Consider the following 26,679-nt stretch of genomic DNA (forward strand, 5'->3'; position numbering starts at 1 on the left):
TATGTTTTAAGAGTCATAGCAAGACTCTTCCTTAAGTAAGGAAAGGGGCGCTGAAAATGTCTGGGAAAAGAACAGATAAAAAAGGGCGGATTTTACGTGGAGGTGAGACACAAAGGAAAGACGGAAAATATGAGTATAAGTATACCGATTCATCAGGAGAAAGACGTTCTGTCTATAGTTGGAAATTAGTTCCGACAGACCGGATGCCGCCTTATAAAACACCTGATATTTCTCTTCGGGAAAAGGAAGAAGAGATCGAAAAGCATTTGAGGGAGCATACCAGTATCAGCGGAGCTCAGATAACGTTGGCGAATGCAGTTCGAAAATATTTGGAGATTCGAAAGTTTGCACCATCAACATACGAAAATTATAGATATTATTTTAAAAAGGATATTGCTGATTCCCCATTGGGAAGGACGAAGGCAATTGATCTTGTAAAATCAGATATAAAAGCCTTTTACAACAAGTTAAGCAGGGAAGGCTATGAGGATGGGACAATTCAGATTGTCCATAAAATTATTCATCCTGCATTGGAAATGCTGGTAGATGACAACATTCTGGGAAGAAATCCTGCAGATGGCTGCTGCAGGGATTATTCAAGTTCAGAGCCGCGGGAAGCAATGACCCCGGAAGAACGGGATATCTTTTATAATGAGATCATAAAAATGTTCCGAGATGCTGAAAAATATTATCTGATATTTACAGTGATGCAGGGACTTTCATGCCGGGTCAGTGAACTTGTGGGATTAACATGGTCCGATGTGAATATGAAAAGGCGGGAGGTAGTCATTGATCATGGGCTACTATATCGTAAGAAGAATGGAAAGACTCAGTTTTACATCACGAAGGGAACTGATAAAAACAAGAAGAGAATCATACCAATGACAGATGAGGTATACCGGGCATTTCAAAAGCTGCGGGAAAAATCATTGAAAAATCCTTCAAAGCGTGAAGTGGATGGATATTCAAACTTTGTATTTGTTAACCAAAGAGGAGGACCGATGTATCCAACTAACATCAATAAGGCATTATATAGCATAGTAGATAGGTACAAGGAAAAGACCGGCAAAGATTTTCCTACAATTTCAAATCATATTTTCCGGCATACAGGATGTACAGTGATGGCCGAAGCTGAAGTTGATCCAAGCACAATGAAATATATCATGGGCCACAAAAATGTTAAAATGATCTTAAAGGTTTACGACTCAGTGAACCCGGAACGTATCCGCCAGCAAATGAAAAAACTAAATAAGAAGCCAATGGAAGATGAAAAACAGAGGGCTGTAATTTGAATTCTGCAGATATAAGTCCGAATTTTTGATAGCTTTTACGGCAGAGTTCACAGCAACGTTTACGACAAATTTACGACATTTCGAAGATTACTTATAACGAGATACAAAGATTTATGTGAAAATTTTGGTGAAATTGACCAAAAAAACTGCTTGCATAACCACATATAATGGGTTATAATAACCTATAGAATAGAACGAATTCTTCGGGGTCGGGTGTAAATCCCAACCGGCGGTATAGTCCGCGACCCGTTGCCGCAATGGCATCGGCTGAACTGGTGTAATTCCAGTACCGACAGTAAAGTCTGGATGAGAGAAGAAAATAGTGCCATAATAAGCATGATATTAACCCCGGATACTTTAAATCCGGGGTTTTATTATGTTTAAGACACGATCTCCAGGAAGATTTTCTTTCTTTTCAATTCAAATTAATTATATTTAATTAAAGGAGAGAAACGATTATGAACACAGAGACGAATGTAGTATCAAGGACACAGCCTAAAATTGGAATCCGCACAATAGCGCAGATCGGTATGTTATCTGCCATAGCAACAGTATTGATGCTGTTTGAAATTCCGCTTCCATTTGCACCTGCATTTTATGAGATTGATTTCAGTGAGGTACCGGTACTGATCGGCTGCTTTGTAATGGGGCCGCTGGCAGGAGCTGTGATTGAGCTGGTAAAAATCCTGCTGAACTTTGTAGTAAATGGAACCATCACAGCAGGGGTCGGAGAAGTCGCAAACTTTCTGATCGGCTGTGCATTATGTGTCCCGGCAGGTCTGATTTATAAAAGAAACCGGACGAGAAAAGGTGCACTCATTGGATTGACTGTAGGGACTGTTTTTATGACGGCTATCGGATGCGTTTTGAATGCCTATGTTCTTCTTCCTGCATACGCAACTGCATTTTCAATGCCGATCGATGCTCTGGTTGATATGGGATCAGCGATAAATGCAAGCATTACGGGGCTTTCAACTTTTGTATTGTTTGCTGTAGCGCCGTTCAATCTTTTAAAGGGAGTGCTGGTATCTTTGATCGTATTGTTGATTTACAAAAAGATCAGCCCGATCTTTAGAATGCGGTAAAATAATCACTCATAAATATCATTATGGCAAAAAGCACTGTCCGGGGAATCGGACAGTGCTTTTTTTGAGCCCGGCTGCGAATAGAATTCCGATTAAACTCAACATTATATATGAAAGAAAAGCAGCCGTTATAACGGCAGAAAATAGATACTTAAGCCGATGCAGATCCTCCGGCCAGATGCACTAATTGTGCTAAGGCGGCCTTTTACCCGCCAAAAAGAGCCACTGACCGGATTTCGGTAGACTTTCTTAACTGTTTTGGATAAGATAAGTACAGAGAAAGGGAAGGAAACACTTCTACTTTGAGGCAGGAGGAAACAGACATGAGGGTGGAGATAGAAAAAATAGGCCAGGAGTCAGCGGAATCTGCAAGGCTCCGTGTGCATGAAGAAAATGAGAGTACGAAAAGGCTGGCCGAGTTTATTGAACAGGAAAGATTCAGGTTTATGATATTAACCTGCAGCAAAGATGAAAAAATATATCAGGTTAAATGTAGAGAGATTTATTACATTGAATCCATGCAGGAGGTGCAGTATATTCATACGAAGGATGAGATTTACAGTACGAGGAAGCGGCTGTATGAGCTGGAGAACCTTCTTCCGCCGGAATTTGTAAGGGCATCCAAATCGGTGCTCCTGAATATGGCGAAGGTAGAAGTCTACAGGCCGGTTGCAGGCGGGATCATGATGGCGGAATTTCCGAATGGAGACGGTACCTATATTTCGAGAAAATATTTAAAAGGGCTCAGGGCCAAGATTAAGGAGGGATTGCTATGAAAGAAAACAGGATATCGGAGGAAGCGAGAGAACGCATTTTACAGGGATGTTTTTTCGGATTGATTCTTTTTACTAGCACAGCGCTCCTTCTGAGCTTCAGAAGAGATATGGATGAAGTGGGTCGGATACTGCCGTTTATTCCTGCGGCACTGGCCGGGTACCTGCTGATTGGCAATCTGCTGGTCTGGATTCACAGCCTGCCTGAAAGGGGCTGGGTCAGCAGCTGGTTTAAAGGAGCCGCTGCTGTATACTGGATCGATCTGATCGCTGTCGCCTTTGTACTTCTGTCTTTTATAGTGTCAGAATCCTGGCGGCATATCATACTGGTCAACGCCGTGGTGGTCGTGGTCTTCTGGATACTGGATTACTGCTCTGTACTTAAAATTGCAAAGGAACTGAACGGCGGAGCGGTCAAAGGCAGATATCTGGTAGTTGATTTGGAAGAGTGTCCGAAAGGGGCGGAGGCTTTCTGCAGGGAAATAGAAGACTACTGCAGGAAGAATAGGAGCAGTCTGGAATTCCTGAAAAGAGAGAAACCGGCTGAGATTCTGATGGACGGAGAGCGATATCATGTGGAGCTGGATTTTTTCTACTCTCAGTTTGGTCCCATGTATGCATTGAAATTCAGGAAAGAAGGAAAACAGTATACAGATAAATGATAGAATAGAGAGTCCGGCTGCGGCGCATTCCTGAAGGAAGGCGCCGCATGTCATATGTTTTCAAAATTTAAAGCGGGATCGGCTGGTGCGTGACCAGGAGACGGATGGATATCGTTCTGATGGATATTAATCTTGGGAATCTAAGTGATGCAGACGGTCTGGAGGCGGTAGAGAATCTGCTGAAACCTAATCCTGAAATAAACCATTCGCACGGGTATATACCGCCTATCTGCTGACTATATTTTCATCTTTTTTATTCTGTAGAAATAGTAGAAGATAAATAATATAGAAGTAATAATCCAAGTCACCGGATAGCTGAAGATAATAACCGGTATGGTTGGCTGTATCCTAAGGGCACCGACAATCCATAGTATTCTCAGCAGACACACTCCGCACATGGTGAGAATCATGGGTATGATCACGTCTCCGATGCCCCGGAGGGAACCGGACAGGATCTCAATGAAGACGAAGATAATGTACCACGGCGTAATCAGCAGGAGCATTTCTGTACCGATCCGTATGACTTCGGCATCGCTGGTGAAGAGCCGGAACAATGGCACACGGGCCGCGATGAGGAAAACCACGAGCACTGCGGAGACTAAAAAGTCTATGCCCAGACAGACGCGGGTGCTTTTCCGTATGCGGTCATGCCTGCGTGCTCCGTAATTCTGTCCGACAAATGTGGTGATCGAGATGCCGAATGCACTGCTGACCATCCAGAATACTGCATCCAATTTACCAAATACGGACCAGGCCGCCGCCGTATCGGTACCGAAGCCGTTCAATGCAGCCTGAATGATGACATTGGTGATACTGTACATGACGGACTGTATGCCTGCGGGCACTCCGATGCGGAGTTGTGACTTCATCACGGAACCATGGAAACGGATCTGGCGAATGTAAAGCCGGAGTATTCCTTCGGATTTCATCAGTTTATGGGTAACCAGCAAGGCACTAAAAGCCTGCGAGAGGAATGTAGCCAGAGCCACACCCAGTACGCCCATGTGGAAAAACACGACGAATACCACATCCAGCACAATATTTATAAAACAGCAGATGATCAGGTAGTACAGCGGATTTTTGGAATCCCCTATAGAGCGCAGGACACTAGAACCCATGTTATAGATAAAGACAAACAGGATTCCTGCGAAGTAAATACGCAGATACAAAACAGAATCGGCCATAATTTCTTCAGGTGTGTGCATCCAGGCAAGCATAGATGGAGTCAGCGCAATGCCGAGCACGCTGATAACGATACTTCCCAAAGTGGAAAAAGCATATGCCGTATGCAGGCTCTGCCGCACAGAACGTTCATCCTGAGCGCCGTAAAACTGTGCGATTATTACAGAAGCACCGGAGGAAAGTCCTGTAAAAAAGCCTACGATCAGACCGATGATCTGTGCAGTAGACCCGCCCACGCTGGCCAGAGCCTCTTTGCCAACAAAGTGCCCTACAATTACGGTATCGATTGTGTTATACAGCTGCTGGAAAAATGTACCGAAAACGATCGGAAAAAAGAAAAGAAGAAGCTGCCTCCAGATGACACCCTCAGTGATTTGATTCGTATTTTGATTGCCCCGTCCCATAAAAACCTCACTCAAAATTCTAGATTTATCTTATGTATCTGTCAGATCTCCCGCTTTGACAACGTTACTATATCACGAAAAACATCCGCTGTCGATAGGGCCGCGGTACACTTTTTTGATGCAGTAAGCTACAGGTTTATGGTATGATAAAACATATTGGAAAAAGAAGGGAGAATAATTATGCCACGAATGAGAAGAAGAGACCGTGAAATTGAGAGTCAGGAAGAGATACTTCATGTACTGGATACATGTAAGGTCGTACATCTGGCAATGTATGATGAGGATGGGATTTATATGCTTCCCATGAACTTCGGATATACATATGAAGACAGCCAGCTGGTGATTTATATCCATGCGGCACTGGAAGGCAAAAAGCTGGATCTGTTACGAAAGAATCCAAATGTGGGATTCGAACTGGACTGCGACCATGAACTGATAGAAGGAAGAGTTCCGTGCCAGTATGGATATCGTTATGCCAGCCTGGTAGGAAAAGGTGTGGCTGAGTTTGTAGAAGCGCCGCAGGAGAAGATGGAAGCCCTGAGTATTCTGATGAAATGCCAGACCGGGAAAGACTTTGAATTTACTGAGCGGCTCGTGACAATTGTGTCAGTAATTAAGATAACTGCAAAAGAGCTGACTGGAAAACGGAGAGAATAGGAACGGGGAGGCAAGGGGGTCAGACCCTTCTGCAGAAGGGTCTGACCCCCTTGCCCCCTCATTTTCAGAATTGTTTCAAAATAACTGAATAAACAGCAAGGAGGTACGTGACATTTATGGAAATTGCTATGATTATGTGTGCAATTGTAATTGCAGTGTGCATTATTACTAACAGGTTCACGAACCGGTATGGGATTCCTACTGTTTTAATATTTATGGCGGTTGGTATGCTCTTCGGAAGTGAAGGGATTGTAAAAATTCCGTTTGATGATTTTGAGCAGGCGGAAAAAATCTGTTCAACAGCATTGATTTTTATTATGTTTTATGGTGGGTTTGGAACGAACTTCCAGACTGCAAAACCGATTTTACCAAAAGCAGTAAGCCTGGCAACGGTCGGTGTCGTGTTGACCGCAGGGCTAACCGGGATTTTCTGCCATCTGGTGCTGGGAATGAGCCTCAAGGAGGGGCTTTTGATGGGGGCAGTTGTGGGCTCTACAGATGCGGCCTCCGTTTTTTCGATTCTGCGCTCGAAAGCACTGGCTCTGAAGGACGGGACGGCATCTCTGCTGGAGGTGGAAAGCGGCAGTAATGATCCGTTTTCCTATATGATGACAATGATTGTCCTGAGCTGGATGGGTGGGGGAGAAAGTAATATTTTTCTTCTGCTTCTGAAACAGCTTGGATTCGGCATTGCGTTCGGTGTTGGAATCGGATATCTGGCAGTTCTGGTTTTGGAAAAGATAGAGTTTGAAATTGAAGGTATAGATACAATATTAATGATTTCATTGGTGCTTTTTGCCTATGCAGGGCCTGTTCTGATTGGCGGAAATGGCTATCTAAGCGTATACCTGCTGGGAATTATTGTCGGAAACAAGAAATTTAAAAACAAAATATCCATGATTCATTTCTTTGATGGTGTAAACCACCTTGCACAGATACTGATTTTCTTTCTTCTGGGACTTCTCGTATTCCCGTCCAGTCTGGTGCCGATCATGGGGAAAGCATTCCTGATCTTTGTTGGTCTTACCTTTATAGCCAGGCCGCTGACGGTTGCACTTTTGCTGACACCGCAGAAGTCATCCTGGAGGCAGCAGCTGCTGGTATCGTTTTCGGGATTGCGGGGAGCAGCCTCTATTGTTTTTGCAATTATGGTTACGATTAGTCCTGTTTATACAAAAGATTATGTATTTAACGTAGTTTTCTGCATCGCGCTGATGTCCGCTGCTTTCCAGGGGATGCTTCTGCCCTATGCGGCAAAACGGCTGGATATGGTGGATGACAGCCAGAATGTTTTGAAGACATTCAGTGATTATCAGGATGAACAGGAAATGCAGCTTATCCAGGTCGCTTTGAAGGAAGGCCATAAATATATTGGAAAAAGAATTGCTGATCTGCATTTGGGTGATGTCCTGGCGGTTATTATCGAAAGAGGAGATGAAGTGATTATTCCACGCGGGGAAGTAGTACTGCAGAAGGGTGATGTTCTGGTATTGAGCGGAGAGACTTATCAGGGGGAAGCGGACACTGTTTTGGACGAAACGACTATCCAGGAGGAAAATGCTTGGATAGGAAAGGCTGTGCAGGAAATTCCTGACTTTGAAAAAAGCCTGATTGTCCTCATCAAGCGGGAAGACGGCTCTACCGTCATACCAAAAGGAAATACTATAATCCGCACAGGAGATACACTGGTTATGAGTTTGGGAAAAAAGGAAGCGGTGCAATAAGAGATATACATGGAAATATGTCCGGAAGGCGGCCACTGAGTTAAAATCAGGGGCTGCTTTTTACATTATTTTACATTTCTCTTACAAAATCTTGAACTCCATTTGATTGTCTTTTAAAAATCAGGCTGTTATAATTTCTCACAGACAAAGCAAAGATGCATTGATTGAGAGGAGATTTAAGATGAAGAATTATAAATTGCTGACCCCGGGTCCGCTGACAACTACAGATAGTGTGAAAAAAGAAATGATGTTCGATCACTGTACATGGGATGATGATTACAAATCAATCACACTGGATATACGAAAGAAGCTTCTGAACATGGCCCATGTTTCTGAGGAAGAGTACACAGTCGTACTGATGCAGGGAAGCGGAACTTTTGGGGTAGAATCAGTTCTGACCAGTGTGATTGGAAATGATGAAAAACTTTTAATTGTGGCAAATGGTGCTTATGGCGAAAGAATGGTGGATATCGCGGAACACGCAGGAATTTTCCATATTGTTTATAACGAAGTTTACTATAAAGTGCCCGATGCCCAGAGGATTGCGGATATTCTGGACAAAGATCCTGGGATTACTCACGTATCCATGGTTCACAGTGAGACAACCTCTGGAATTCTGAATGATATAGAGTCAGTGGCAAAGGTTGTAAGAGCAAGGAACCGTACAATGATAGTGGATGCGATGAGCAGTTTTGGAGGAGTAGATATCCCCGTTGGAGAGTGGGGAATCGACTTTATTATCAGCAGTGCAAACAAATGTATTCAGGGAGTACCAGGATTCTCATTTATCATTGCAAACAGAGAAAAACTCATTGCAAGCAAAGGCAAAGCAAGAAGCCTTTCATTGGATTTATACGATCAGTGGGAGACAATGAACAAAGACGGAAAGTGGCGCTTTACATCTCCAACGCATGTGGTACTGGCATTTTCACAGGCATTGAAGGAGATGGAGGAAGAAGGCGGCATTCCGGCAAGAAGCAGACGTTACGTTGAAAACAATAAACTTCTGATTGAGAAAATGGCGGAACTTGGAATTCGTCCGTATATTGATGCAGAACACCAGGGCCCAATTATCACAACCTTTTATTATCCGGAGAACCACAAGTTTTCCTTTACAGAAATGTATACATATATCAAAGACCGCGGCTATGCAATTTATCCGGGAAAGGTGACAGAAGCAGACACATTCCGCATCGGCAATATCGGTGAGATATACAAAGAAGACATCCTGAGACTAATGGAGATACTTACAGATTTTTTAAAGGAGAACAGTTATGAGTAAACAAATAGAGGCAGTAATATTTGATTGGGCAGGAACAACAGTAGACTACGGATGCTTTGCACCGGTAAATGCATTTGCCGAGGTTTTCAGGCAGGCGGGAATCGAGCCGACCATGGACGAAGTAAGAGCACCCATGGGAATGCTGAAAAGGGATCATATCCGTACAATGCTGGAGATGCCGAGAATCCGCGGACAATGGGAAGAAAAATATGGAAAAGAGCCAGAGGAGGGTGACATCGATCAATTATACCAGTCATTCGAAGACAGATTACTGGGAATACTGGATGAATTTGCCGATCCCAAGCCATACGTCCTGGAGACAGCAGCGGCCCTTCGGGAAATGGAAATCAAAATAGGTTCAACAACCGGTTATACAGATGAAATGATGCAGATCGTAGTCCCCAAAGCCAAAGAAGCAGGATACGCCCCCGACGCATGGTTCAGCCCTAATTCCGTGGGAAATGCAGGCCGCCCATACCCGTACATGATCTTTAAAAACATGGAAGTCCTCAAAGTAAAATCAATCGATAATGTCATCAAAGTAGGCGACACCATATCAGACATCAAAGAAGGAAAAAATGCCGGTGTATATACTGTAGGAGTCATAGAAGGCAGTTCAGAAATGGGATTAACAGAAGCAGAGTATAATACACTGACGGATGCCGAGAAAAAAGAAAAAACAGAGTCAGTAAGCACCAGATTCATGGATGCCGGCGCAGACGCAGTAATCCTGAACATAAAAGAACTCCTGAGCCTTATCAAGTAGCACCGTTTGATAAGAAAAAGTTTGAGTTGGTATTTAAAGAATGTTACTCAGAACCGAGTCAGGTCCCTTTGTAGATACGGAACCATATAACCGCCAACAGATTCGTTCCTTAATCAAACCGGAGAAACGCAATCCTGCATAGCCAGCCCAATCCGCTGCCCCCGCTGGAAAATCCCCCACCCCTACTTTCCCGGAGGCATCCCGCGCCGCATTTTAGACAGGCGACCCTCCTCATCACCCCCTAAAACATTCCTCCCAATTTGTGGAAGGAAATAAAAAAGTTGACAGAATGCATTTTTTATATTAGAATAACTTTTGTAACAAATTTGTAATATCTGTAATAACTTCGAAATCATAAGCATATATTTTATTACAAGCTTATTAAGAAAACGTAAAGATATTGCAATAAATCAGGAGGGCAAGTATATGTTTCAGGGTAAAAAATTTATAACGGTATTGTCTGCAGTGACAGTATGTATGACATTCACGGCTGGTTTTACTACACAGGCGGCATCACAGATGCCTGTGGCAGTTACAATTGATACATCAGATAAAATGGGGGAAGACACATTACTGTTAGATACCGTAAAAAGTATACCGGTAGAGCAGACAGCAGAGATAAAGAAAGCAGCAAAGGAAGCCAAAGCTGCTTACGATGAGGAACAGAAAAAGATAGCTGAGGAGAAGAAGCGGAAAGAGGAAGAAGCAAGGCTGGCCGCGGAAGAGGCACAGCGTGCTGCGGAAGCCGAGGCACAGGCAGCAGCAGAAGCCGAGGCAGCTGCGGTGTCAGCATCTCCTGCACAGCAGGTGGCAGCAGGAGACCAGGAATTGCTGGCAGCGATTATTTTCTGTGAAGCAGGAAACCAGCCATATGACGGACAGGTTGCCGTTGGGGCCGTTATCATGAACCGAGTGCGAAGCGGGGTATATCCGAACAGCGTATCAGAAGTCATTTACCAGTCAGGGCAGTTTGGCCCGGCCATGACAGGATGGCTGGACAGCGTGCTGGCAAGCGGCGGATATACAGATACTGCAATGCAGGCGGCCGCGGATGCAATCGCGGGTTCTAATCCAATCGGGGACTGCCTTTACTTCGGAAACGGAGATTATGGAATCCAGATTGGGGATCATTTTTTCCATTAATAAAAGAAAAAGATTGTATCTAATTAAATAGATCTTTCAAAAAAGAGAAGTGCTGCAGGATGGTTAAAATCCATTCTGCAGCACTTTTTATTCATATGTAACTGTTCAGAATCATGAACAGTTAAGTACACGTTTACTACAATTTAATATCCAGCTTCGAAAAAGCGTCAGCGAATGCGTTATTTACCGGCTCCTTCACATCCTGTGCCTGTTTTTTCAAATAGCTGTTCACATCTTTTTTACTGGCACCTTTGCCTTCTTTTGCTCTGCGGGCCTCAAAAGCGCTGAGTTTTTCCTTATGGCCGCAGGAGCAGACAAACCGCTGTCCATCCCCTCTGCCAACCATCTCCATCTTCTTGTGGCAGACCGGACAGCGGGCATTGGTGCGGCGGGAAACGGTTTCCCGGTGACCGCAATCTCTGTCCTGGCATACCAGCATTTTCCCGTGTTTGCCGTTGACTTCCAGCATGTATTTTCCGCACTCCGGGCACTTGGTACGGGTCAGGTTATCATGTCGGAATTTTCCGTCTCTGGTTTTTATCTCCTGGATTAAAGTCTGAGTGTAACTTTCAATCTCATCCATAAAATGCCGATCCGTTTCTTTGCCCTTAGCAATCGCCTGGAGACGAAGTTCCCAGTCCGCCGTCAGTTCCGGGCTTTTAAGATCCTCGGGCACCAGTTCCAGCAGCTGTTTTCCCTTGGCAGTGATGTGGATCTCATTACCGCGCTTTTCCATCAGGAAGCTGTTGAAGAGTTTGTCGATGATATCGGCGCGGGTTGCAACGGTTCCGAGGCCTCCGGTTTCTCCGAGTGTTTTAATCAGAGTCTTGTCTTTACGCTGCATATACTTTACCGGATTTTCCATTGCGGCGATGAGTGTGCCTTCTGTAAAGTATGCGGGCGGTTTGGTCTTGCCCTCTGTAATATTCAGGCTGATCACAGACAGCTTCTGACCCTTGTGTACTTCTGGAAGATTTTGTTTGATAAAAGCCTCCTCCGCCTCATCTTCGTCTGTATCTTCATAACCGGCTTCATAGATCTCTTTCCAGCCGGCCTGTTTGATTACATTTCCTCTGGCAGTAAAAGTCTCCTGCGCGATTCTGCCTTTGAGGGAGGTTTCCTCATACTCACAAGCAGGGGACAATACTGCGAGAAAACGGCGTACGACCATATCGTAGATCTTGCGCTCCTCGTTCGTCATGTGGTCAAGCTGCACGAACTGCTCAGTGGGAATAATCGCGTGGTGGTCTGAGACTTTGGCATTGTCCACAAAAGACTTATTGGCCTTTACCGGCTGCATGGAGAGACGTCCGGCAGCCTTGCTGTAAGGACCGACCGCACATGCCCTGAGTCGTTCTTTCAGCGTTCCTGTCATATCAGAAGTGAGATGGCGGGAGTCGGTTCTGGGGTAGGTCAGTACTTTGTGGTTTTCGTATAGACGCTGCATGATATTCAGTGTCTCTTTTGCGGAGAATCCGAAACGCTGATTGGCTTCCCGCTGCAGCGTAGTCAGATCATAAAGGGCCGGAGAGAATGATTTCTTCTCCTTTTTTCCAACCTCCGTAATCTCGAGTGCACCGCTACATTGTTTATAGAGCTTTTGGATTTTCTCGTGGTCAAATGTCCTTGAAGAGCCGGACTGACTGTCACACCATACGAATGTAATTCCGCCTGCGGCGGCCTTCATGCCGTAGAAGGGCTGCGGCTTAAAACTGCGGATTTCTTCCTCACGCGCAGCAATCATTGCAAGTGTGGGTGTCTGTACACGACCACAGGAAAGCTGGGCGTTATACTTGCAGGTCAGCGCACGGGTGGCATTGATGCCCACCACCCAGTCAGACTGTGCCCTGGCAACTGCCGCTCTGTACAGGTTATAATAGGATTTTCCGGGTTTCAGGCTGGAAAAGCCTTCCCGGATGGCCTTGTCGGTCACAGAAGAAATCCAGAGACGCTGCAGGGGCTTTTTACTTCCTGCCTTGTCCAGAATCCAGCGGGCAACCAGCTCCCCTTCGCGTCCAGCGTCGGTTGCGATAATAATATCCGATACATCCTTGCGGTAAATCAGTTCTTTGACCGCATGAAATTGTTTCCCGGTCTGCTTGATCACGACCAGCTTCCATTCTTTTGGGAGCATGGGGAGCGTATCCATATTCCAGGTTTTATACTGCTCACCATATTGTTCCGGATCGGCAAGGGTGACAAGATGCCCCAGCGCCCAGGTAACGATGTATTCATTTCCTTCTATATAAGAGTTTGTCTTCTTCGTGCAGCGCAGGACTCTTGCGATGTCTCTGGCTACAGATGGTTTTTCAGCAATAACAAGATGTTTCATTAAAGTCTCCTTTGGGTTTGATCTTTTCGGTTTTAAATACTGTGAAATCCTTTTCCGATGATTTCACTTGTATTGGAAATCAGAATAAATGCTTCCGGCTGATTTTCCTTGATAAAGTTACGAAGCTTTACTGCCTGAGGGCGATTGAGGGCCGTGAAGACGATGTACTTATCTCTGCCTGAAAAAGCGCCCTGTGCATGACAGACGGTGGCACTGCGGTGCAGTGTATTTACGATGAAATCACAGATGGGTTCCGGTACATCGCATACGACATTAAAATACTTGGAAAGGTTAAAACTTTCAATAAAAGTGTCAATCATGAAGGAACGAATAGCCAGTCCGAGGAAAGAATACAGTCCTGTCTTGACATCAAACATGAAGCAGCCTGCTATGGTAATGGCGATATCAGTGGCAAGCAGTGCGCGTCCGATGTCAAAACTGGAATATTTTTTCAGTATCATGGCAATGATATCTGTACCGCCGCTGGATGAACCGATGTTAAACAGCACAGCGGAACCGAGAGAGGGCAGTGCAATGGCGAAACAGAGCTCCAGCATAGGCTGGTCTGTCAGCGGATGTGACATCGGATATACACGCTCCAGAACGGAAAGCGTTACAGAAAGCAGGATGCTGCAATAGGCGGTCTTAGCCGTGAACTTACGGCCTAACACAATAAAACCAATGACCAACAGTATCATATTCATGACAAAGGTAAAGTCACTGGCAGACATGAATCCGGTTTTGGCAATCAGGACCGCAAGGCCTGTGATGCCGCCGAATGTGAAATTATTCGTGAACTTGAAAAAATAAGTACCGACAGCCATAATCAGTGTACTGACTGTTAATAAGAGAAAATGCTTCAGTTTTTCCTTCATTTCTATGCTCCCCGTCATATACATAAATTTTGAATTTGAAAAGCTCTCACTCTAACCGAATTGTAACGCCGTGAATATGAAAAGTCAACGCATTAAGACAAGATATTTGGAAATACTATGTTCCCATAAGGAGGAAGGAATATATGTATCAGTATTTACCAATTCGAGATGTATACGCAAGAGAAATTATAGATTCCAGAGGCAATCCGACCATTGAGGTAGAGGTGCTTGTGGGTGAGGATACGATAGGGCGTGCGGCAGTACCTTCCGGTGCTTCTACGGGAAAATATGAGGCAGTGGAGCTGCGTGACGGAGAAGAACGCTATGGTGGAAAAGGCGTGCAGCGTGCAGCGGAACATGTAAATGACCAGCTCGCTAGAGCCGTGATTGGAATGAATGTGTTCGATCAGGCGGCGATTGATGAAGTTCTCATTAAAGCAGACGGCAGCCGAAACAAAAAGAACCTGGGGGCAAACGCTCTTCTGGGAGTGTCACTGGCAGCAGCAAAAGCGGCAGCCAATGCCATTAAAGTACCGTTGTTCCGTTATCTGGGCGGTGTCAATGCGCGTGAGCTTCCGGTTCCGATGATGAATATTCTGAACGGCGGGGCGCATGCAGATAACACACTGGATATCCAGGAGTTTATGATCATGCCGGTTGGAGCACCAAATTTTAAGGAAGGACTCCGTATGTGTGTGGAAATCTATCATACACTGAAAGGACTGCTGAAAGAAAACGGACTGAATACGGCCGTGGGGGACGAGGGCGGATTTGCCCCCGATCTGCCGGATGCAAAGGAAGCCCTCAGATTTTTGAAAGAGGCGGTAGAGAAAGCCGGGTATGAGATGGGCAAAGATATCCAGATCGCGCTGGATGTCGCGGCATCAGAACTTTACAATAAGGACTTCAGAAAATATGAATTCCCGGGAGAAAGTAAAATGCAGGGGCAGAAGATTGTGCGCTCTGCTGAGGAACTGATTGAATATTATGAAGATTTGTCACTGGAATTCCCGATACGGTCCATCGAAGATCCACTGGATGAAGAAGACTGGGATGGATGGGAACTTTTGACAACAAGACTGGGGAATGAGATTCAGCTGGTGGGAGATGATTTGTTTGTAACGAATGTAGAGCGGCTGAAAAAAGGAATTGAGCAGAATGCGGCCAATGCCATACTTGTGAAGGTGAACCAGATCGGGACACTGACAGAAGCCATAGATGCCATCGAGATGGCACAGAAGGCAGGTTACAATGCGATCATATCACACAGATCAGGAGAAACGGAAGACACTACGATTGCGGATATCGCGGTGGCGTTTAACACAGGACAGATCAAGACGGGAGCACCGTGCAGGTCAGAACGTGTTGCAAAATACAACCAGCTGCTCAGGATAGAGGAAGAGCTGGGAAGATAAGCAGGGAGAGTAAAAACTGCCGGGGCATAAACAGGAACGGAATGCCGCGGCAGTTTTCTGTAAAAAAATCTTTCTTACGGTATACGCCGGATATACGGCTCCTTGACTTGCCGAATACTCCGGTATTATAATAAAACAGACGTGCGAACAGTAACTGATGAAGCATACTCTGGCAGCAGAAGGGAAAGGCATATTTTGAAATCATACCGTACATATTTGAGTTTTGAATTTGAAGAAAAGGAAACGATTAAAAATATCACCAACCATGTTAAAATGGTTTTGGAAGAAAGCGGTGTAAGGGAAGGGATTATAGTAGTATCTTCTCTGCATACTACTTCGTCCATTTTTGTAAACGATGATGAGGAAGGGCTGATCAAAGATACATTGGAGTTCTTAGAACAGATGGTGCCAGAACAGAAAGAACCTTATTATCTGCATAATAAAAGTGAAAAAGATGCGCCTGCCCATCTGAAAAGGAATATAATAGGAAGAAGCGAGATGATATCAGTGACCGAAGGCAATATGGACCTGGGAAACTGGGAGCAGGTCTTTTATGCTGAATTCAATGGAAAGCGCAAGAAAAAGATCTGCATTAAGATCATCGGAGAATAGAATGGCCAACTGCAGATGCAAGCCTTTAGAGGGCCTGCCCGGGACAGAATATGAAGAGTTCCGGGCAGGCTCTTTTTATGATATAGAAAAATCCTCTGGAATTCCCTATATCATAAAAACTCTCCGGGGGATGCACACGCCGCGGTAAGGTATATAGCCGCAGAGCGGCATTGCGGCGGCGCCAAAGTGTGCGAGCCCCTCATGAGTGAGGAGACGGGGAGTTGAGGTGGGCTTGCCCACTTTGTTATTCTTTACGGATAGAGAAAACTGCATTTTCTTCAGTTAGAAAAAGAAGCGCCGGGAATGGTGCAGAATGACAAAAATATTTTATTGTTTAGAAACACTGAATATATAAAATATGTACAAACTGCCCTAAAATGAAGAAGAGAATTTAAAAAGACTGCACAATTAAAAGATAAAAAAACGAAAAAAACAAGAAAAAATCCAATTTGATTGTGCAAATAAACGGTGATATTATAAGGCTAATTCAAACCGGGTTGAAAATAGAAAATAGGAAGTGAGATCGAATTTATGCGAGAAAATTTTGACGTGGTAGTAATTGGTGGCGGAACCACAGGAACGGCTGCGATTCGAGATTTGGTACTCCGCGGGTATACAAATTCTGTTCTTCTGGAGAGAGACGATCTGGCAGCGGGTACGTCAGGAGGATGTCATTCAGCGCTGCACGGCGGTTCCAGATATGTTGTGACAGATAAGCAGACGGCAGTAGAGTGTCTGCAGGAAAACAAAGTATTCCGTGAAATAGTTCCTCAGGTTGTTGACCCGACAGATGCGATGTGGGTGGCGAAGACAGAAGAGCAATTGGAATTTGCTAAGAAGTGGATGGAGAATGCAGATGATATTGGGCTGCCCTACGAAGTAATCACTCCGGAGGAAGCCGTAAAGGACGAACCGCTTCTGGCCGGCGATATCCAGTTTGCCCTGCGTACAATTGATACGGGATTTGATCCTTTCCGACTCTGTATCGCTCAGGCATATGATGCAAAGGTAAAAGGCGCGGTCATCAGGACACACAGTGAAGTGATTGACCTGATTCTGGAAGAGAATACCGTAAAAGGAGTGAAAGTACTGGACAGAAGGAATGGAACGGTCTATGAGATATACGCCCGGATTGTCGTAAACGCTGCAGGCCCATGGGGGTCCAGGGTAACAGAAATGGCGGGATTCAAGATTCCGGTAAAACCGAACAAGGGAACAATGGGGGTTTATAATATGCGGCCTACCAAGACTCTGATCGGTATTCTGAGAGTTCCTTCAGACGGTGACGGCCTTGTCAGTATGGGGTATCAGAATACATCCTTGCTCGGAACTTCTTCCGTGGATATAGAAGATCCCGATGCAGCGGTTCCTGGCCTGGATGAGATTGAACTGATGGAAAGCAGCGTGGAGCAGATTATCCCGGACATCAGAAAAGCGAGAATGCTCAGGATGTGCACAGGGGTCAGACCCCTTTACTCCACTACAGCGGAAACCGGGAGAGCCGTAAGCCGCAGGATGATCCTGATTGACCACGCAGAAGAACATGGGATCGAAGGCATTGTCACAATTACCGGCGGGAAATATGCAACAGCCCGGCTTATGGCGGAAGAGACAGTGGATCTTGTATGTAAGAAGCTTGGCAGCGATGCAGAGTGTACCTCGCATAAACAGTTGATATATGGAGCGCAGACAAAAGAAGAAGCGGAAGAAGATGCCAGATATATACACGATACATATAAAGTGCCGCTGTACAGTGCCCATAAGATGACCGCAAGGTACGGCAGCAGGGCAAGGGAAATCGTTGATGCGGCACCGGAATACGCGGGAGTCATCTGCGAATGCGCTCAGGTCATTGGCGCAGAGGTGATCAATGCATTTCAAAATGAAGAGGTATATAACATCAAAGACCTCAGAAGAAGGATCCGCAACGGTATGGGAACCTGCCAGGGAACATTCTGTACTTATAAGGTGGCAGCCCTGTATCAGAAGGCGGTTCATGCAACGGCAGAGGAGGCACATGACCAGCTTGCGGAATATATGCAGGAGCGCTGGAAGGGGATTTACTATACGCTGCAATATGGAGACCAGCTGGCGCAGGCAGAAATTATGCAGGCATTTTATGTAACCCAGGGAGGATACGACCTGCTGGATACCAAACCAACGGAGGTGATTCCACATGAATAAGATGATAGATGTAATTGTAATAGGCAGCGGCATAGCCGGAGTGACTGCAGCAAAGGCGGCAGCGGATGAGCAGGTGTCTGTGGAGATCATTACAAAAGGAGCCGGAGCTACCATGATGGGATCGGGCGCCCTGGATATTCTGGGTGCCGTTCCGGGAGAAGAGAAAAATACAACAGTAAACGATATCAAAGAGGGTATGGAGCTTCTGCTCGATAAAAATCCGAGACATCCGTATGCAGTTCTGAAAGACAGTCTGGAAAACGGAATCAAAGCACTTCGGGAGGTATGCAGAGCAGGCGGGATGGAGTTTACAGGAGACGGAGTTACAAATGCTGTCATCCCGAATATCCTGGGAACCTTTAAAAACACGGCATATATCCCTTCCTATAATAAATATGCAGACGCAGCAAAGGCAGCGGGGAAAATACTGGTTGCCGGATTCAGAGGGCATACGGAATTTTATCCCGAATATGCCTGCAGGTCTTATAATACATACCAGAGACAGTTTGCACCTGATGCAGATGCCGTCTATATTGCAACCACACTGGAGCTTCCCTCTCTTGCGGACCGGGAAAGAATAACCAATGCAGAACTGGCAGCATTTTTTGATACCCGGGAGGGCATGGAGGAACTGGCGGCAGCGCTGGATGATATGAAGAACATTATGGGAGGAATACAGGGCATATTGATTCCGCCGGTCCTTGGATATAGAAAATATGCACAGAATATGGAGCTTTTGTATGAAACACTCGGGATTCCTGTGGGAGAAATCGCTGCAGGCGGTCATTCTGTAAGCGCACAAAGGCTGGCGGCGGCACTGGAAAAGGGGCTGGAAAACAAGGGGATTGAGGCGGTAAATCAGGCGAAGGCAGTGGAAATACGTAAAACAGAGGAAGATGTATTTTGTATTGTATATGAGCAGCAGGGAAAGACAAAGGAAGCATATGCGAGATCGGTTGTGCTTGCGGCAGGAGGGTTTATTGGAGGAGGAATTACCTCATACAGAGAAGACCTGTTTATTCCAGTCATAAATGAGCCGCTGGGCAGAATAACCCCTGAGATGGTAAATAAAAAAGCATTTCCCGGAGGCGGGCAGCTCTTCGGTAAGGTGGGAATCCGGGTGTACGATGATATGGCGGTTGCACAGGGCTGTTTTTCAGGTCAGATATTTGCCTGCGGGGATTTAATAGAGGGGTATGACTGGGTCTACGAGAGAAGCGGTTCGGGGGTTGCGGCGGCTTCCGGATATCTTGCAGGAAAGAATGCAGCAAATATGGCGAAAGGAAGTGAGCACTGATGAAAGACTTTAATGATATTTATTATAACAGTGTGGAATGCGTAAGATGCAGCCTGTGCCTGGACAGATGTCCGGCAGTCCGTGCAGCCGGAACGGATAAGGCTCCGATGTATTCATCCGTATATTCGGCGCTTGGGTCCCGCTTTGATCTGGAGATGGTGACAGAGGAAGCTTTTCAGTGCATTGACTGCTATGAGTGTGAATCCGCATGTCCTGTCAATGTGCCCATAGCGGATACGATGGCATATATCCGCCGGCTGTGTAAGGAAAAGAATACCGTACCCGACGGCGTGGAAAGTATTGTCCAAAAAGCAGAGAATGGTGAAAATATACTGGGCACCCCGTCAAAGCTGCCGGAAGGAAAAGCGGAGATTGCCGTATTCCTGGGATACGCCGGAGAGCTGGATGAAGAGATGCAGAGAGCATTTGATAAAATCTGCCGGGCAGCGGGGATCTCATACACCTTTTTGACGGACACCGCGGACAGCGGATACTTTTTGGACAGAAGCGGGCAGTCAGAAGGGATACAGAAGGCTGTGGAGACGAATGTAAAAGCGTTCGAGAGAGCTCAGGCAAAAGTAATTGTCACACCGTGCAGCTATTCCTTCGAGGCGTTTCGGAATTATTATCCCGAAACATACACATATCTGCATATGAGCGAATTCCTGTCAGAACTTCTCACGGAAGGAAAAATAAAAGCTGCAGAATGTATGAAGCCGGCAGCGTACCATGCGGCGCACATGCTGACCAGGAAAAACGATGTGAAAGCGCCTGAAGAGTTGATTCTTTGGCTGAGCGGGCAGAAAGCGGTGCAGCCGGAGAGAACCGGGTACAGAACTTCTTCCAGCGGGCTTGGCGGCGGTCTGGGGCTGTTTTATCCGGAACTTGCGGCGGCAGTCAGCGAAAGGCGTGCCCGGGAGCTGGCGGAGCTGGGATGCGGAACCGTAGTGACGGGATGTGTGTTTGAAAAATATGCATTAAAAGAGGCACTCAGAGAAAAAGAAGTAGAAATCATAGACATCACGGAATATGTAGCACAGGCGCTATAGAGAGAGGAGAAATTTATTATGAATGCAAAATATGATCCGAACATTTTTAAATTACCAGAGTCCGTTGACAAGGATACCCATATCATCTGTACATACTTCTGCGAAGGGTATACGTCTGACCTGTTGAATAAGGTTGGCTCTATAGCGATTGAACAGACAACCGGCACATGGGCGCCGGTACCCCTAGAGACGCCGGAAGTAAGAAGAAGGCACGGCGGGAAAGTAATCGCTGTTCATGAAATCCCATGCTACGAGTTCAATATGCCGGAGATGGAAGGCAAAGAGCGTATGGCGGTATTCCAGATTGCATTCCCGTTTGAGAATATGGGACCAAATCTCCCGCAGGTACTGACCTCTGTAATAGGAAACATTTCCATGGCAGGAAAACTCAAACTGATTGATATCGATTTCCCAAAAGTGTTTACGGATGCCTTTCAAGGACCAAGATACGGCGTGGAAGGACTCAGAGAGCTGACAGGGGTTCAGAAAAGGCCATTTATTGTCAGTATGATTAAGCCGTGTACAGGGGCTACCCCGGAAAATGCGGGCAAACTGATAAGGGAACTGGCAATGGCGGGAATCGACTGGATCAAGGACGATGAGCTGTTCAGCGACACCGAATACTGTACCGTAAAGGCAAGAGCTAAGATTGCGGCCGAGATTCTGAAGGATGTATATGAGAGAACCGGAAAACGCGTGATCTATTCTCCGAATATTACAGACAGACCAGATAAGATGCTGGATAAAGCAAAGATGTGCAAAGAGATGGGGATACCGGGAATCATGATCAACGCACTCACCGTAGGCTGGCCGTCGATGCAGATGGTAGCGGAGAACGATGAGGTTGGACTTCCGATCCTGGCACATCCCGCATTTGCAGGGGCAATGTACGAATCACATTATTCAGGCGTATCAAGCCACCTGATTCTTGGCAAGTTTATGAGAATGAGCGGAGCAGATATTGTGATTTATCCTTGTGCATACGGCAAAGTTGATATCCAGCGTGAAAGATACATCAGGATCGCACAGGCTCTTCTGACAGATTTCAGAGGAATGAAGCGCACGTTCCCGGGGCCTGCCGCAGGTGTATATCAGGGTCTGATCCCGGATGTTGCTTCCGACCTGGGCATGGACTTTTCTATCTCAGCAGGCGCAGCCATGCATGCACACCCGATGGGGGCAGCCGCAGGAGTTGAAAGTCTGATCAAAGCGGCGGATGCAACTGCAGAGGGAATTCCGCTTAGGGAAGCGGCAAAAGACTGTGAATCCTTACAGGCAGCCCTGGATCTCTGGGGCGAGGGCATGAACCAGCAGCTGTTTGACCTGAAGAAATAGGAAGGTTTGCATGGAACGAAAAACGGTGGATTTACATATACACAGCGGACATTCCAGTGATGGAACCTATAGCGTACACGAACTCTTTGAAAAAGCGGCAGAGTATGGGATGGAAGCCATTATCATTGCCGACCATGATACATGGGAAGCGGCAGGGGAGGCACAAAAAGAATCAAAAGATCTTGGAATACAGACGCTTCCCGCTCTGGAACTGTCATGCATAGACGAGGGCAGAATGGTACATCTTCTGGGATACGGGATCGATATCAGCGGCGGGCATACGCTGGCAAAGCTCACAGCAGAGATTCAGAAGTCCAGGCTGGATATCCTTCCGGCCATCAAAGAAAACCTGGAAAAAGAAGGCTTCGTTGTAGACATGGAACAGGTAGAAAAACTGGCATATCCGCAGCCGCCGGTCATTACTAATTTCGCAAATGCGATTTTAACGGACCTGCGGAACTGGGATCATCCCAAACTTCGGCCCTATCAAAAAGGTGGAACAAAGTCTGATCAGCCCTATATCCATTTCATCCGGGATTATCTGACCGCGGGCAGCCCCTGCTATGTGCCGGAGTATACCGTAGATATTTACACCGGAATCAGGACCGTCAGGGATGCAAAAGGCGTGCCGGTTCTGGCCCACCCGGGAGAATGGTTTACGCGGGCAGACGAAGGGAAGCTGCCGCTTATGCTGGAGTGCGGTCTTCAGGGAATCGAAGTATACACACCCTATCATAATCCGGAGAAAACGGCATATTTCAGAGGGCTGGCAGACAAAAACGGACTGCTGAAAACGGCAGGATCGGACTACCATGACGAGAAGAAAAAGCCCGGACATTCTATGGGAATGACAGAACAGGCGGATATGAAAATGTTCGATGCCCTGAAAGAGCTGACGGAAAAAAACGGGCAGGGCAGGAGGTAACGTGAAATACAAACTTTTAGCAGTTGATATAGACGGAACACTGCTGGACGACAGACACATGCTGACCGAAAAAAACAAAAAAGCAATCTGGGACATACAGAAAGAGGGCGTGAAAGTTATCCCTTTTTCGGGCAGGGGATATCCTGCATTAAAAGAAATTATCCAGGCACTACAGATGAAGGATGCAGTAGTGACGCAGAATGGGAGCCTGGTGCTGGATTGTACAGGAAAGAAAATCCTGCATTCGGAGATGATCTCTTCTGAAAACTGCAGAAAGATCCTGGATTACTGCCGGGAACATTCCTATCAGCCCCTGATCTACCAGGGAGACCGGGTCTATTCCGGACTGACAGGAAATTACCTGGAGATATTTGAAAAATGTATGGGGCAGAAGGTTGTCTATACAGCAGATATAGGAATGTGCTATAATGACACCCCCCTGGGAAAGATTTTAATATTGGATGAACCACGCAGAACAGCGAGGTTCAGAGAATGGGTGTCTTCGGCTTTGGGTGGTGAGGTCAGCGCAGAGCCTGCCTACGATTTTTCCCTTGAAATCGGGGGCAGTGATAAGGGCCGTGCGCTGGCGTGGATCGGCTCTTATTACCACATAGCGCCCGGAGAGATGGCTGCCATAGGAGATGGTGAAAACGACAAGGGCATGCTGGAATATGCCGGCCTGCCGATTGCCATGCAGAATGCGATGGAAGGCGTAAAATCGGCAGCCACAAAAGTAACATTGTCTAATAATGAAAGCGGCGTCGCATATGCCATAGAGAGATACATGCGATGAGAAACCAGAAAACCGGAAAGAGGGAATAGGATGATTTATGAAGGAACGGCGGTTTCGGATGGGGCAGCCACAGGGCGTGTGTTTCAGTATGAGCCATACCAGCCGGAAATCCGACATGACACAATTACAAAAGCCCAGACAAAGAGCTGTTTAGAAAAGTACAAAGACGTTCTCGTTCAGGCGGAGGAAGAGCTGAAGCGGCTGATAGAAAGTTCTGAGCTGGAGGAAGAAGAAAAGAAAATATTCCAGGCTCATATCGATATTGTGCAGGATGAAGAAATGAGACGGGAAATAGAGGAAGAGATTACCGACAATCTGCTGTCTCCCGAATGGGCAATCCAGGAGGTTTATGAAAGATATATCAAGATTATATCAAAAGCAAAGGATGTCCTGATCCGGGAGAGGGCGGCTGATCTGAAAGATGTCTGCCAGCGGTTAATCCGCCTGTGGAACGGAGGGCACGAAAATCCGCTCTCTTCACTGGCAGGTGATGTGATTGTGGTTGCCCGCGATTTGCTGCCATCGGATACGGCTGCCATGAAGACGGAATACGTGAAAGCGATTGTTACAGAAGTGGGAGGATACACTTCCCATATGGCAATCCTGGCCAGGAATTATGGGATACCCGCAGTTCTGGGGGTGGCAGATATTCTGAAAAACACAGAAAACGGACAGAAAATTGCCGTAGATGCAAAAGATGGAAAGGTAATTACAAATCTGACCGTTGACCAGGAAAAACAGTATCAGGTAATGCGCGAAGAATATCTGAGAAAGATAAGCGATATGCGCCAGTACCTTCCCCTTGTTCCTGAAACACTGGATAAAACCAGAATCGATGTCTGTTTAAATATTGGATCTGCCGATAAAAGTGAACTGGAGCTGGAACAATATACGGATGGTGTAGGACTGTTTCGGACAGAATTTCTCTACATGAGCAAAAAAGCCCTGCCGGAAGAAGAGGAACAGTTCCAGGTTTACAAAAAGGTTGTGACCATGTACGGTGAGCGGCCGGTGATTATCCGCACACTGGACATTGGGGGCGATAAGAAGCTGGATTATCTGGAACTTCCTAAGGAAGACAATCCGTTTCTTGGGCTGCGGGCGCTGCGTCTTTGCTTCGAAATGAAGCCGATATTCAAAACACAGCTGCGCGCTCTTCTGAGGGCAGCAGTATACGGTAATCTTATGATCATGTTCCCAATGGTAGGAAGTATCGGGGATATCCGGTTTGCAAAGCAGATTGTGGAAGAAGTGAAAGAAGAGTTGAAGCAGGAAAATATTCCCTGTCGTACAGATGTGAAAGTAGGTATTATGATAGAGATACCATCAATTGCGCTTATGGCCGATATCGCGGCTTCTGAGGTGGATTTTGCAAGCATTGGGACTAATGACCTCTGCCAGTATCTGATGGCGGTTGACCGCCTGAATCCCAGTGTCGCAAAGTACTATCAAAGCTTTCACCCTGCAATGTTCCGATTGATCCGGCAGATAGTAGAGGCGTTTAAAAAGCAGAAGAAGCCGGTCAGTGTGTGCGGGGAGATGGGCGGAAATCCCCAGGCAGCGGCACTGCTGGCAGGTCTGGGAGTGCGTAAATTTAGTATGAATGCTTCCTCTCTGGCATCTGTGAAGAAGATGATCTCTCAGATGGATATCTGCAAAGCAGAGCGGATGGCCCGGACCGTGCTGGAACTTTCTACAGCAGTACAGGTAGAAGAATACATAAAAAGTGAACTGCCGGATTAACCGCAGGCAGGTAAAGGAGGAAAGACTCATGTATGCAAAACAGGTGGTGATTGAGAATGAGACCGGTCTGCACGCCCGTCCGGCATCAGATTTTATATCACTGGCAAGTAAGTTTCAAAGCAAAATCTTTATCCGGAACATGGATGAGGAAGACAGCTGCAGAGCCAATGCAAAATCAATCGTAATGTTGATTGCACAGGGCCTGGGCAAAGGAGTAACGGCAGAGATCAGCGCGGAGGGGGAAGATGAAAAAGAAGCAGTGGAAGCACTGACGGCGCTGATTAAATCTAAATTTGGCGAAGACTGAGAAGGAGGGAACGGATGGAATCGATAGGCCTTTATACAAATCAGGAAATGATACTGACGGGAGCAAAAGCCGAAAGTGCCGAAGAGATAATCAGAATGCTGTGCGGGGCGGCCATGAAGAATCAATGTATTGAACCGCTGTTTATTACGGCGTTGCTGGAGCGGGAAAAAGAATATCCTACGGGGCTTCCCACAGGGGTTCCCATTGCTATTCCGCATATACATGACGGATGTCTGAAGTCCTTTTTCTCGATGGCCGTTACAGACACCCCGGTTGCGTTTGGATGCATGGGAGATCCGGATGAGATAATAGAAACAAGGCTGGTCTTCCTTTTCGGGATTACCGATCCAAGCTATCAGACGGCAGTTTTACGGAAGTTCAGTAATATTTTTCAAGAGGATGAGATTATGAGCGGGCTGCTGGAAAATGATAAACCGGAAACACTGATGCAGAAAATGAAAGAACTGCTGGGAGAGTATCTGATAATCTAAGATGATGGAGTGAATGGATATGAAAGCAAAAATTAGTATAGCTGTTGCCTGTGGAGGCGGAATTTTTACAACGACTGTTGTGACGGATAAAATCAAAGACATATTAAAAAAAGAAAAAATACCTTTTTCAATCAACCCTCATAAAATAACGGAGGTTCCTAATCTGGAGGGGTATGATCTGATTGTAGTGACGGGAAAAACCAATGCAAAGAACAAGGCAGGTGCTCCGGTGATGCTGGGTCTGCCGTTGTTCACAGGAGTGGGAGCAGAGCAGTTTACAGAAGAACTGCTGGAGGCAGTCAAAAAAATTATGGATGAATAGTATTTATCCTACATTCTACTAAATATCGG

Annotated in this window: 25 protein-coding genes and 1 riboswitch; of the genes, 22 read left to right on the forward strand and 3 right to left on the reverse strand. The window is 46.1% G+C overall.

Going from position 1 to position 26,679, the window contains the following annotated elements; translation table 11 throughout:
* The first annotated feature begins 56 nt into the window (after nt 1–56).
* The 5 genes from HMPREF0240_RS12395 (at nt 57) to HMPREF0240_RS25205 (ending at nt 4,048) form a co-directional block, all read left to right on the forward strand.
* The gene (locus HMPREF0240_RS12395) at nt 57–1,292 is read left to right on the forward strand and encodes a site-specific integrase (RefSeq protein WP_009003758.1); all 1,236 of its coding nucleotides are present in this window, start codon (nt 57–59) and stop codon (nt 1,290–1,292) included.
* Between the two features lie 195 nt (nt 1,293–1,487).
* Nucleotides 1,488–1,614, forward strand: a riboswitch (FMN riboswitch).
* A gap of 136 nt (nt 1,615–1,750) precedes the next feature.
* Nucleotides 1,751–2,377: an ECF transporter S component gene (locus HMPREF0240_RS12400; RefSeq protein ID WP_009003759.1), complete on the forward strand. Its 627-nt coding sequence runs from the start codon at nt 1,751–1,753 to the stop codon at nt 2,375–2,377.
* A 323-nt stretch (nt 2,378–2,700) separates the two neighbouring features.
* The gene (locus tag HMPREF0240_RS12405; protein ID WP_009003760.1) at nt 2,701–3,153 is read left to right on the forward strand and encodes a LytTR family DNA-binding domain-containing protein; all 453 of its coding nucleotides are present in this window, start codon (nt 2,701–2,703) and stop codon (nt 3,151–3,153) included.
* Complete coding sequence (locus HMPREF0240_RS12410) at nt 3,150–3,812, forward strand: DUF4318 domain-containing protein (RefSeq protein ID WP_009003761.1); 663 nt, start codon at nt 3,150–3,152, stop codon at nt 3,810–3,812. Before HMPREF0240_RS12405 ends, HMPREF0240_RS12410 begins: the two co-directional genes overlap by 4 nt.
* A gap of 104 nt (nt 3,813–3,916) precedes the next feature.
* On the forward strand, nt 3,917–4,048 hold the full coding sequence (locus HMPREF0240_RS25205) for a hypothetical protein (protein WP_278245598.1): 132 nt from the start codon (nt 3,917–3,919) through the stop codon (nt 4,046–4,048).
* On the opposite strand, the gene HMPREF0240_RS12415 is transcribed toward HMPREF0240_RS25205, so the two are convergent.
* Entirely contained in the window at nt 4,049–5,398 is a 1,350-nt protein-coding gene (locus tag HMPREF0240_RS12415) for an MATE family efflux transporter (RefSeq protein ID WP_009003762.1), read from the reverse strand.
* A gap of 180 nt (nt 5,399–5,578) precedes the next feature.
* Between HMPREF0240_RS12415 and HMPREF0240_RS12420 the strand changes: the two genes are divergently transcribed.
* The 5 genes from HMPREF0240_RS12420 to HMPREF0240_RS12440 all read left to right on the forward strand — a co-directional run bounded on the left by HMPREF0240_RS12420 (nt 5,579) and on the right by HMPREF0240_RS12440 (nt 10,970).
* A complete protein-coding gene (locus HMPREF0240_RS12420) occupies nt 5,579–6,055 on the forward strand; it encodes a pyridoxamine 5'-phosphate oxidase family protein (protein ID WP_009003763.1) in 477 nt (158 codons plus the stop codon).
* A gap of 116 nt (nt 6,056–6,171) precedes the next feature.
* Nucleotides 6,172–7,779, forward strand: a complete 1,608-nt coding sequence (locus HMPREF0240_RS12425; RefSeq protein ID WP_035313310.1) for a potassium/proton antiporter — start codon at nt 6,172–6,174, stop codon at nt 7,777–7,779.
* 181 nt (nt 7,780–7,960) lie between these two features.
* A complete protein-coding gene (locus HMPREF0240_RS12430; RefSeq protein ID WP_009003765.1) occupies nt 7,961–9,061 on the forward strand; it encodes a 2-aminoethylphosphonate--pyruvate transaminase in 1,101 nt (366 codons plus the stop codon).
* Nucleotides 9,054–9,827, forward strand: a complete 774-nt coding sequence (phnX, locus tag HMPREF0240_RS12435) for a phosphonoacetaldehyde hydrolase (protein WP_009003766.1) — start codon at nt 9,054–9,056, stop codon at nt 9,825–9,827. The genes HMPREF0240_RS12430 and phnX overlap by 8 nt, the downstream gene beginning before the upstream one ends.
* A gap of 426 nt (nt 9,828–10,253) precedes the next feature.
* The gene (locus HMPREF0240_RS12440; RefSeq protein WP_035313312.1) at nt 10,254–10,970 is read left to right on the forward strand and encodes a cell wall hydrolase; all 717 of its coding nucleotides are present in this window, start codon (nt 10,254–10,256) and stop codon (nt 10,968–10,970) included.
* A 136-nt stretch (nt 10,971–11,106) separates the two neighbouring features.
* Here the strand turns inward: HMPREF0240_RS12440 and HMPREF0240_RS12445 are convergent, their stop codons facing one another.
* Both HMPREF0240_RS12445 and HMPREF0240_RS12450 read right to left on the reverse strand, forming a co-directional pair.
* The gene (locus tag HMPREF0240_RS12445; protein WP_009003768.1) at nt 11,107–13,302 is read right to left on the reverse strand and encodes a DNA topoisomerase III; all 2,196 of its coding nucleotides are present in this window, start codon (nt 13,300–13,302) and stop codon (nt 11,107–11,109) included.
* A 32-nt stretch (nt 13,303–13,334) separates the two neighbouring features.
* Nucleotides 13,335–14,177, reverse strand: a complete 843-nt coding sequence (locus HMPREF0240_RS12450) for a YitT family protein (RefSeq protein ID WP_035313314.1) — start codon at nt 14,175–14,177, stop codon at nt 13,335–13,337.
* A 143-nt stretch (nt 14,178–14,320) separates the two neighbouring features.
* Between HMPREF0240_RS12450 and eno the strand changes: the two genes are divergently transcribed.
* The 12 genes from eno to HMPREF0240_RS12510 all read left to right on the forward strand — a co-directional run bounded on the left by eno (nt 14,321) and on the right by HMPREF0240_RS12510 (nt 26,650).
* Nucleotides 14,321–15,592: a phosphopyruvate hydratase gene (eno, locus tag HMPREF0240_RS12455; protein ID WP_009003770.1), complete on the forward strand. Its 1,272-nt coding sequence runs from the start codon at nt 14,321–14,323 to the stop codon at nt 15,590–15,592.
* Nucleotides 15,593–15,787: 195 nt separating this feature from the next.
* Nucleotides 15,788–16,204 carry a secondary thiamine-phosphate synthase enzyme YjbQ gene (locus HMPREF0240_RS12460; protein ID WP_035313316.1) on the forward strand — a complete coding sequence of 139 codons (417 nt, stop codon included), beginning with the start codon at nt 15,788–15,790 and terminating at the stop codon, nt 16,202–16,204.
* A gap of 531 nt (nt 16,205–16,735) precedes the next feature.
* Nucleotides 16,736–18,388 carry an anaerobic glycerol-3-phosphate dehydrogenase subunit A gene (gene glpA, locus HMPREF0240_RS12465; RefSeq protein WP_009003772.1) on the forward strand — a complete coding sequence of 551 codons (1,653 nt, stop codon included), beginning with the start codon at nt 16,736–16,738 and terminating at the stop codon, nt 18,386–18,388.
* A complete protein-coding gene (locus tag HMPREF0240_RS12470) occupies nt 18,381–19,685 on the forward strand; it encodes an FAD-binding protein (protein WP_035313319.1) in 1,305 nt (434 codons plus the stop codon). Before glpA ends, HMPREF0240_RS12470 begins: the two co-directional genes overlap by 8 nt.
* Nucleotides 19,685–20,734 carry a (Fe-S)-binding protein gene (locus tag HMPREF0240_RS12475; protein WP_009003774.1) on the forward strand — a complete coding sequence of 350 codons (1,050 nt, stop codon included), beginning with the start codon at nt 19,685–19,687 and terminating at the stop codon, nt 20,732–20,734. The genes HMPREF0240_RS12470 and HMPREF0240_RS12475 overlap by 1 nt, the downstream gene beginning before the upstream one ends.
* A gap of 18 nt (nt 20,735–20,752) precedes the next feature.
* Complete coding sequence (locus tag HMPREF0240_RS12480) at nt 20,753–22,069, forward strand: RuBisCO large subunit C-terminal-like domain-containing protein (RefSeq protein WP_009003775.1); 1,317 nt, start codon at nt 20,753–20,755, stop codon at nt 22,067–22,069.
* Between the two features lie 10 nt (nt 22,070–22,079).
* Nucleotides 22,080–22,994: a PHP domain-containing protein gene (locus HMPREF0240_RS12485; protein WP_035313320.1), complete on the forward strand. Its 915-nt coding sequence runs from the start codon at nt 22,080–22,082 to the stop codon at nt 22,992–22,994.
* 1 nt (nt 22,995) lies between these two features.
* Nucleotides 22,996–23,787 carry a Cof-type HAD-IIB family hydrolase gene (locus tag HMPREF0240_RS12490; RefSeq protein WP_009003777.1) on the forward strand — a complete coding sequence of 264 codons (792 nt, stop codon included), beginning with the start codon at nt 22,996–22,998 and terminating at the stop codon, nt 23,785–23,787.
* Between the two features lie 30 nt (nt 23,788–23,817).
* Entirely contained in the window at nt 23,818–25,530 is a 1,713-nt protein-coding gene (gene ptsP / locus HMPREF0240_RS12495) for a phosphoenolpyruvate--protein phosphotransferase (RefSeq protein WP_009003778.1), read from the forward strand.
* Between the two features lie 28 nt (nt 25,531–25,558).
* Nucleotides 25,559–25,837, forward strand: a complete 279-nt coding sequence (locus tag HMPREF0240_RS12500) for an HPr family phosphocarrier protein (protein ID WP_009003779.1) — start codon at nt 25,559–25,561, stop codon at nt 25,835–25,837.
* A gap of 14 nt (nt 25,838–25,851) precedes the next feature.
* Nucleotides 25,852–26,328: a PTS sugar transporter subunit IIA gene (locus HMPREF0240_RS12505; protein ID WP_009003780.1), complete on the forward strand. Its 477-nt coding sequence runs from the start codon at nt 25,852–25,854 to the stop codon at nt 26,326–26,328.
* Nucleotides 26,329–26,347: 19 nt separating this feature from the next.
* Complete coding sequence (locus tag HMPREF0240_RS12510; protein ID WP_035313443.1) at nt 26,348–26,650, forward strand: PTS sorbitol IIB component; 303 nt, start codon at nt 26,348–26,350, stop codon at nt 26,648–26,650.
* The last annotated feature ends 29 nt before the right edge of the window (nt 26,651–26,679 follow it).

Source organism: Clostridium sp. D5, assembly GCF_000190355.1.
In the GTDB taxonomy this organism is placed as follows: Bacteria; Bacillota; Clostridia; order Lachnospirales; family Lachnospiraceae; genus Faecalicatena; species Faecalicatena fissicatena_A.

Coding starts and splice junctions, on each gene's coding strand:
- HMPREF0240_RS12395 (WP_009003758.1), top strand. CDS start 57: ATGTCTGGGAAAAGAACAGATAAAAAAGGGCGGATTTTACGTGGAGGT.
- HMPREF0240_RS12400 (WP_009003759.1), top strand. CDS start 1,751: ATGAACACAGAGACGAATGTAGTATCAAGGACACAGCCTAAAATTGGA.
- HMPREF0240_RS12405 (WP_009003760.1), top strand. CDS start 2,701: ATGAGGGTGGAGATAGAAAAAATAGGCCAGGAGTCAGCGGAATCTGCA.
- HMPREF0240_RS12410 (WP_009003761.1), top strand. CDS start 3,150: ATGAAAGAAAACAGGATATCGGAGGAAGCGAGAGAACGCATTTTACAG.
- HMPREF0240_RS25205 (WP_278245598.1), top strand. CDS start 3,917: ATGGATATCGTTCTGATGGATATTAATCTTGGGAATCTAAGTGATGCA.
- HMPREF0240_RS12415 (WP_009003762.1), bottom strand. CDS start 5,398: ATGGGACGGGGCAATCAAAATACGAATCAAATCACTGAGGGTGTCATC.
- HMPREF0240_RS12420 (WP_009003763.1), top strand. CDS start 5,579: ATGCCACGAATGAGAAGAAGAGACCGTGAAATTGAGAGTCAGGAAGAG.
- HMPREF0240_RS12425 (WP_035313310.1), top strand. CDS start 6,172: ATGGAAATTGCTATGATTATGTGTGCAATTGTAATTGCAGTGTGCATT.
- HMPREF0240_RS12430 (WP_009003765.1), top strand. CDS start 7,961: ATGAAGAATTATAAATTGCTGACCCCGGGTCCGCTGACAACTACAGAT.
- phnX (WP_009003766.1), top strand. CDS start 9,054: ATGAGTAAACAAATAGAGGCAGTAATATTTGATTGGGCAGGAACAACA.
- HMPREF0240_RS12440 (WP_035313312.1), top strand. CDS start 10,254: ATGTTTCAGGGTAAAAAATTTATAACGGTATTGTCTGCAGTGACAGTA.
- HMPREF0240_RS12445 (WP_009003768.1), bottom strand. CDS start 13,302: ATGAAACATCTTGTTATTGCTGAAAAACCATCTGTAGCCAGAGACATC.
- HMPREF0240_RS12450 (WP_035313314.1), bottom strand. CDS start 14,177: ATGAAGGAAAAACTGAAGCATTTTCTCTTATTAACAGTCAGTACACTG.
- eno (WP_009003770.1), top strand. CDS start 14,321: ATGTATCAGTATTTACCAATTCGAGATGTATACGCAAGAGAAATTATA.
- glpA (WP_009003772.1), top strand. CDS start 16,736: ATGCGAGAAAATTTTGACGTGGTAGTAATTGGTGGCGGAACCACAGGA.
- HMPREF0240_RS12470 (WP_035313319.1), top strand. CDS start 18,381: ATGAATAAGATGATAGATGTAATTGTAATAGGCAGCGGCATAGCCGGA.
- HMPREF0240_RS12475 (WP_009003774.1), top strand. CDS start 19,685: ATGAAAGACTTTAATGATATTTATTATAACAGTGTGGAATGCGTAAGA.
- HMPREF0240_RS12480 (WP_009003775.1), top strand. CDS start 20,753: ATGAATGCAAAATATGATCCGAACATTTTTAAATTACCAGAGTCCGTT.
- HMPREF0240_RS12485 (WP_035313320.1), top strand. CDS start 22,080: ATGGAACGAAAAACGGTGGATTTACATATACACAGCGGACATTCCAGT.
- ptsP (WP_009003778.1), top strand. CDS start 23,818: ATGATTTATGAAGGAACGGCGGTTTCGGATGGGGCAGCCACAGGGCGT.
- HMPREF0240_RS12500 (WP_009003779.1), top strand. CDS start 25,559: ATGTATGCAAAACAGGTGGTGATTGAGAATGAGACCGGTCTGCACGCC.
- HMPREF0240_RS12505 (WP_009003780.1), top strand. CDS start 25,852: ATGGAATCGATAGGCCTTTATACAAATCAGGAAATGATACTGACGGGA.
- HMPREF0240_RS12510 (WP_035313443.1), top strand. CDS start 26,348: ATGAAAGCAAAAATTAGTATAGCTGTTGCCTGTGGAGGCGGAATTTTT.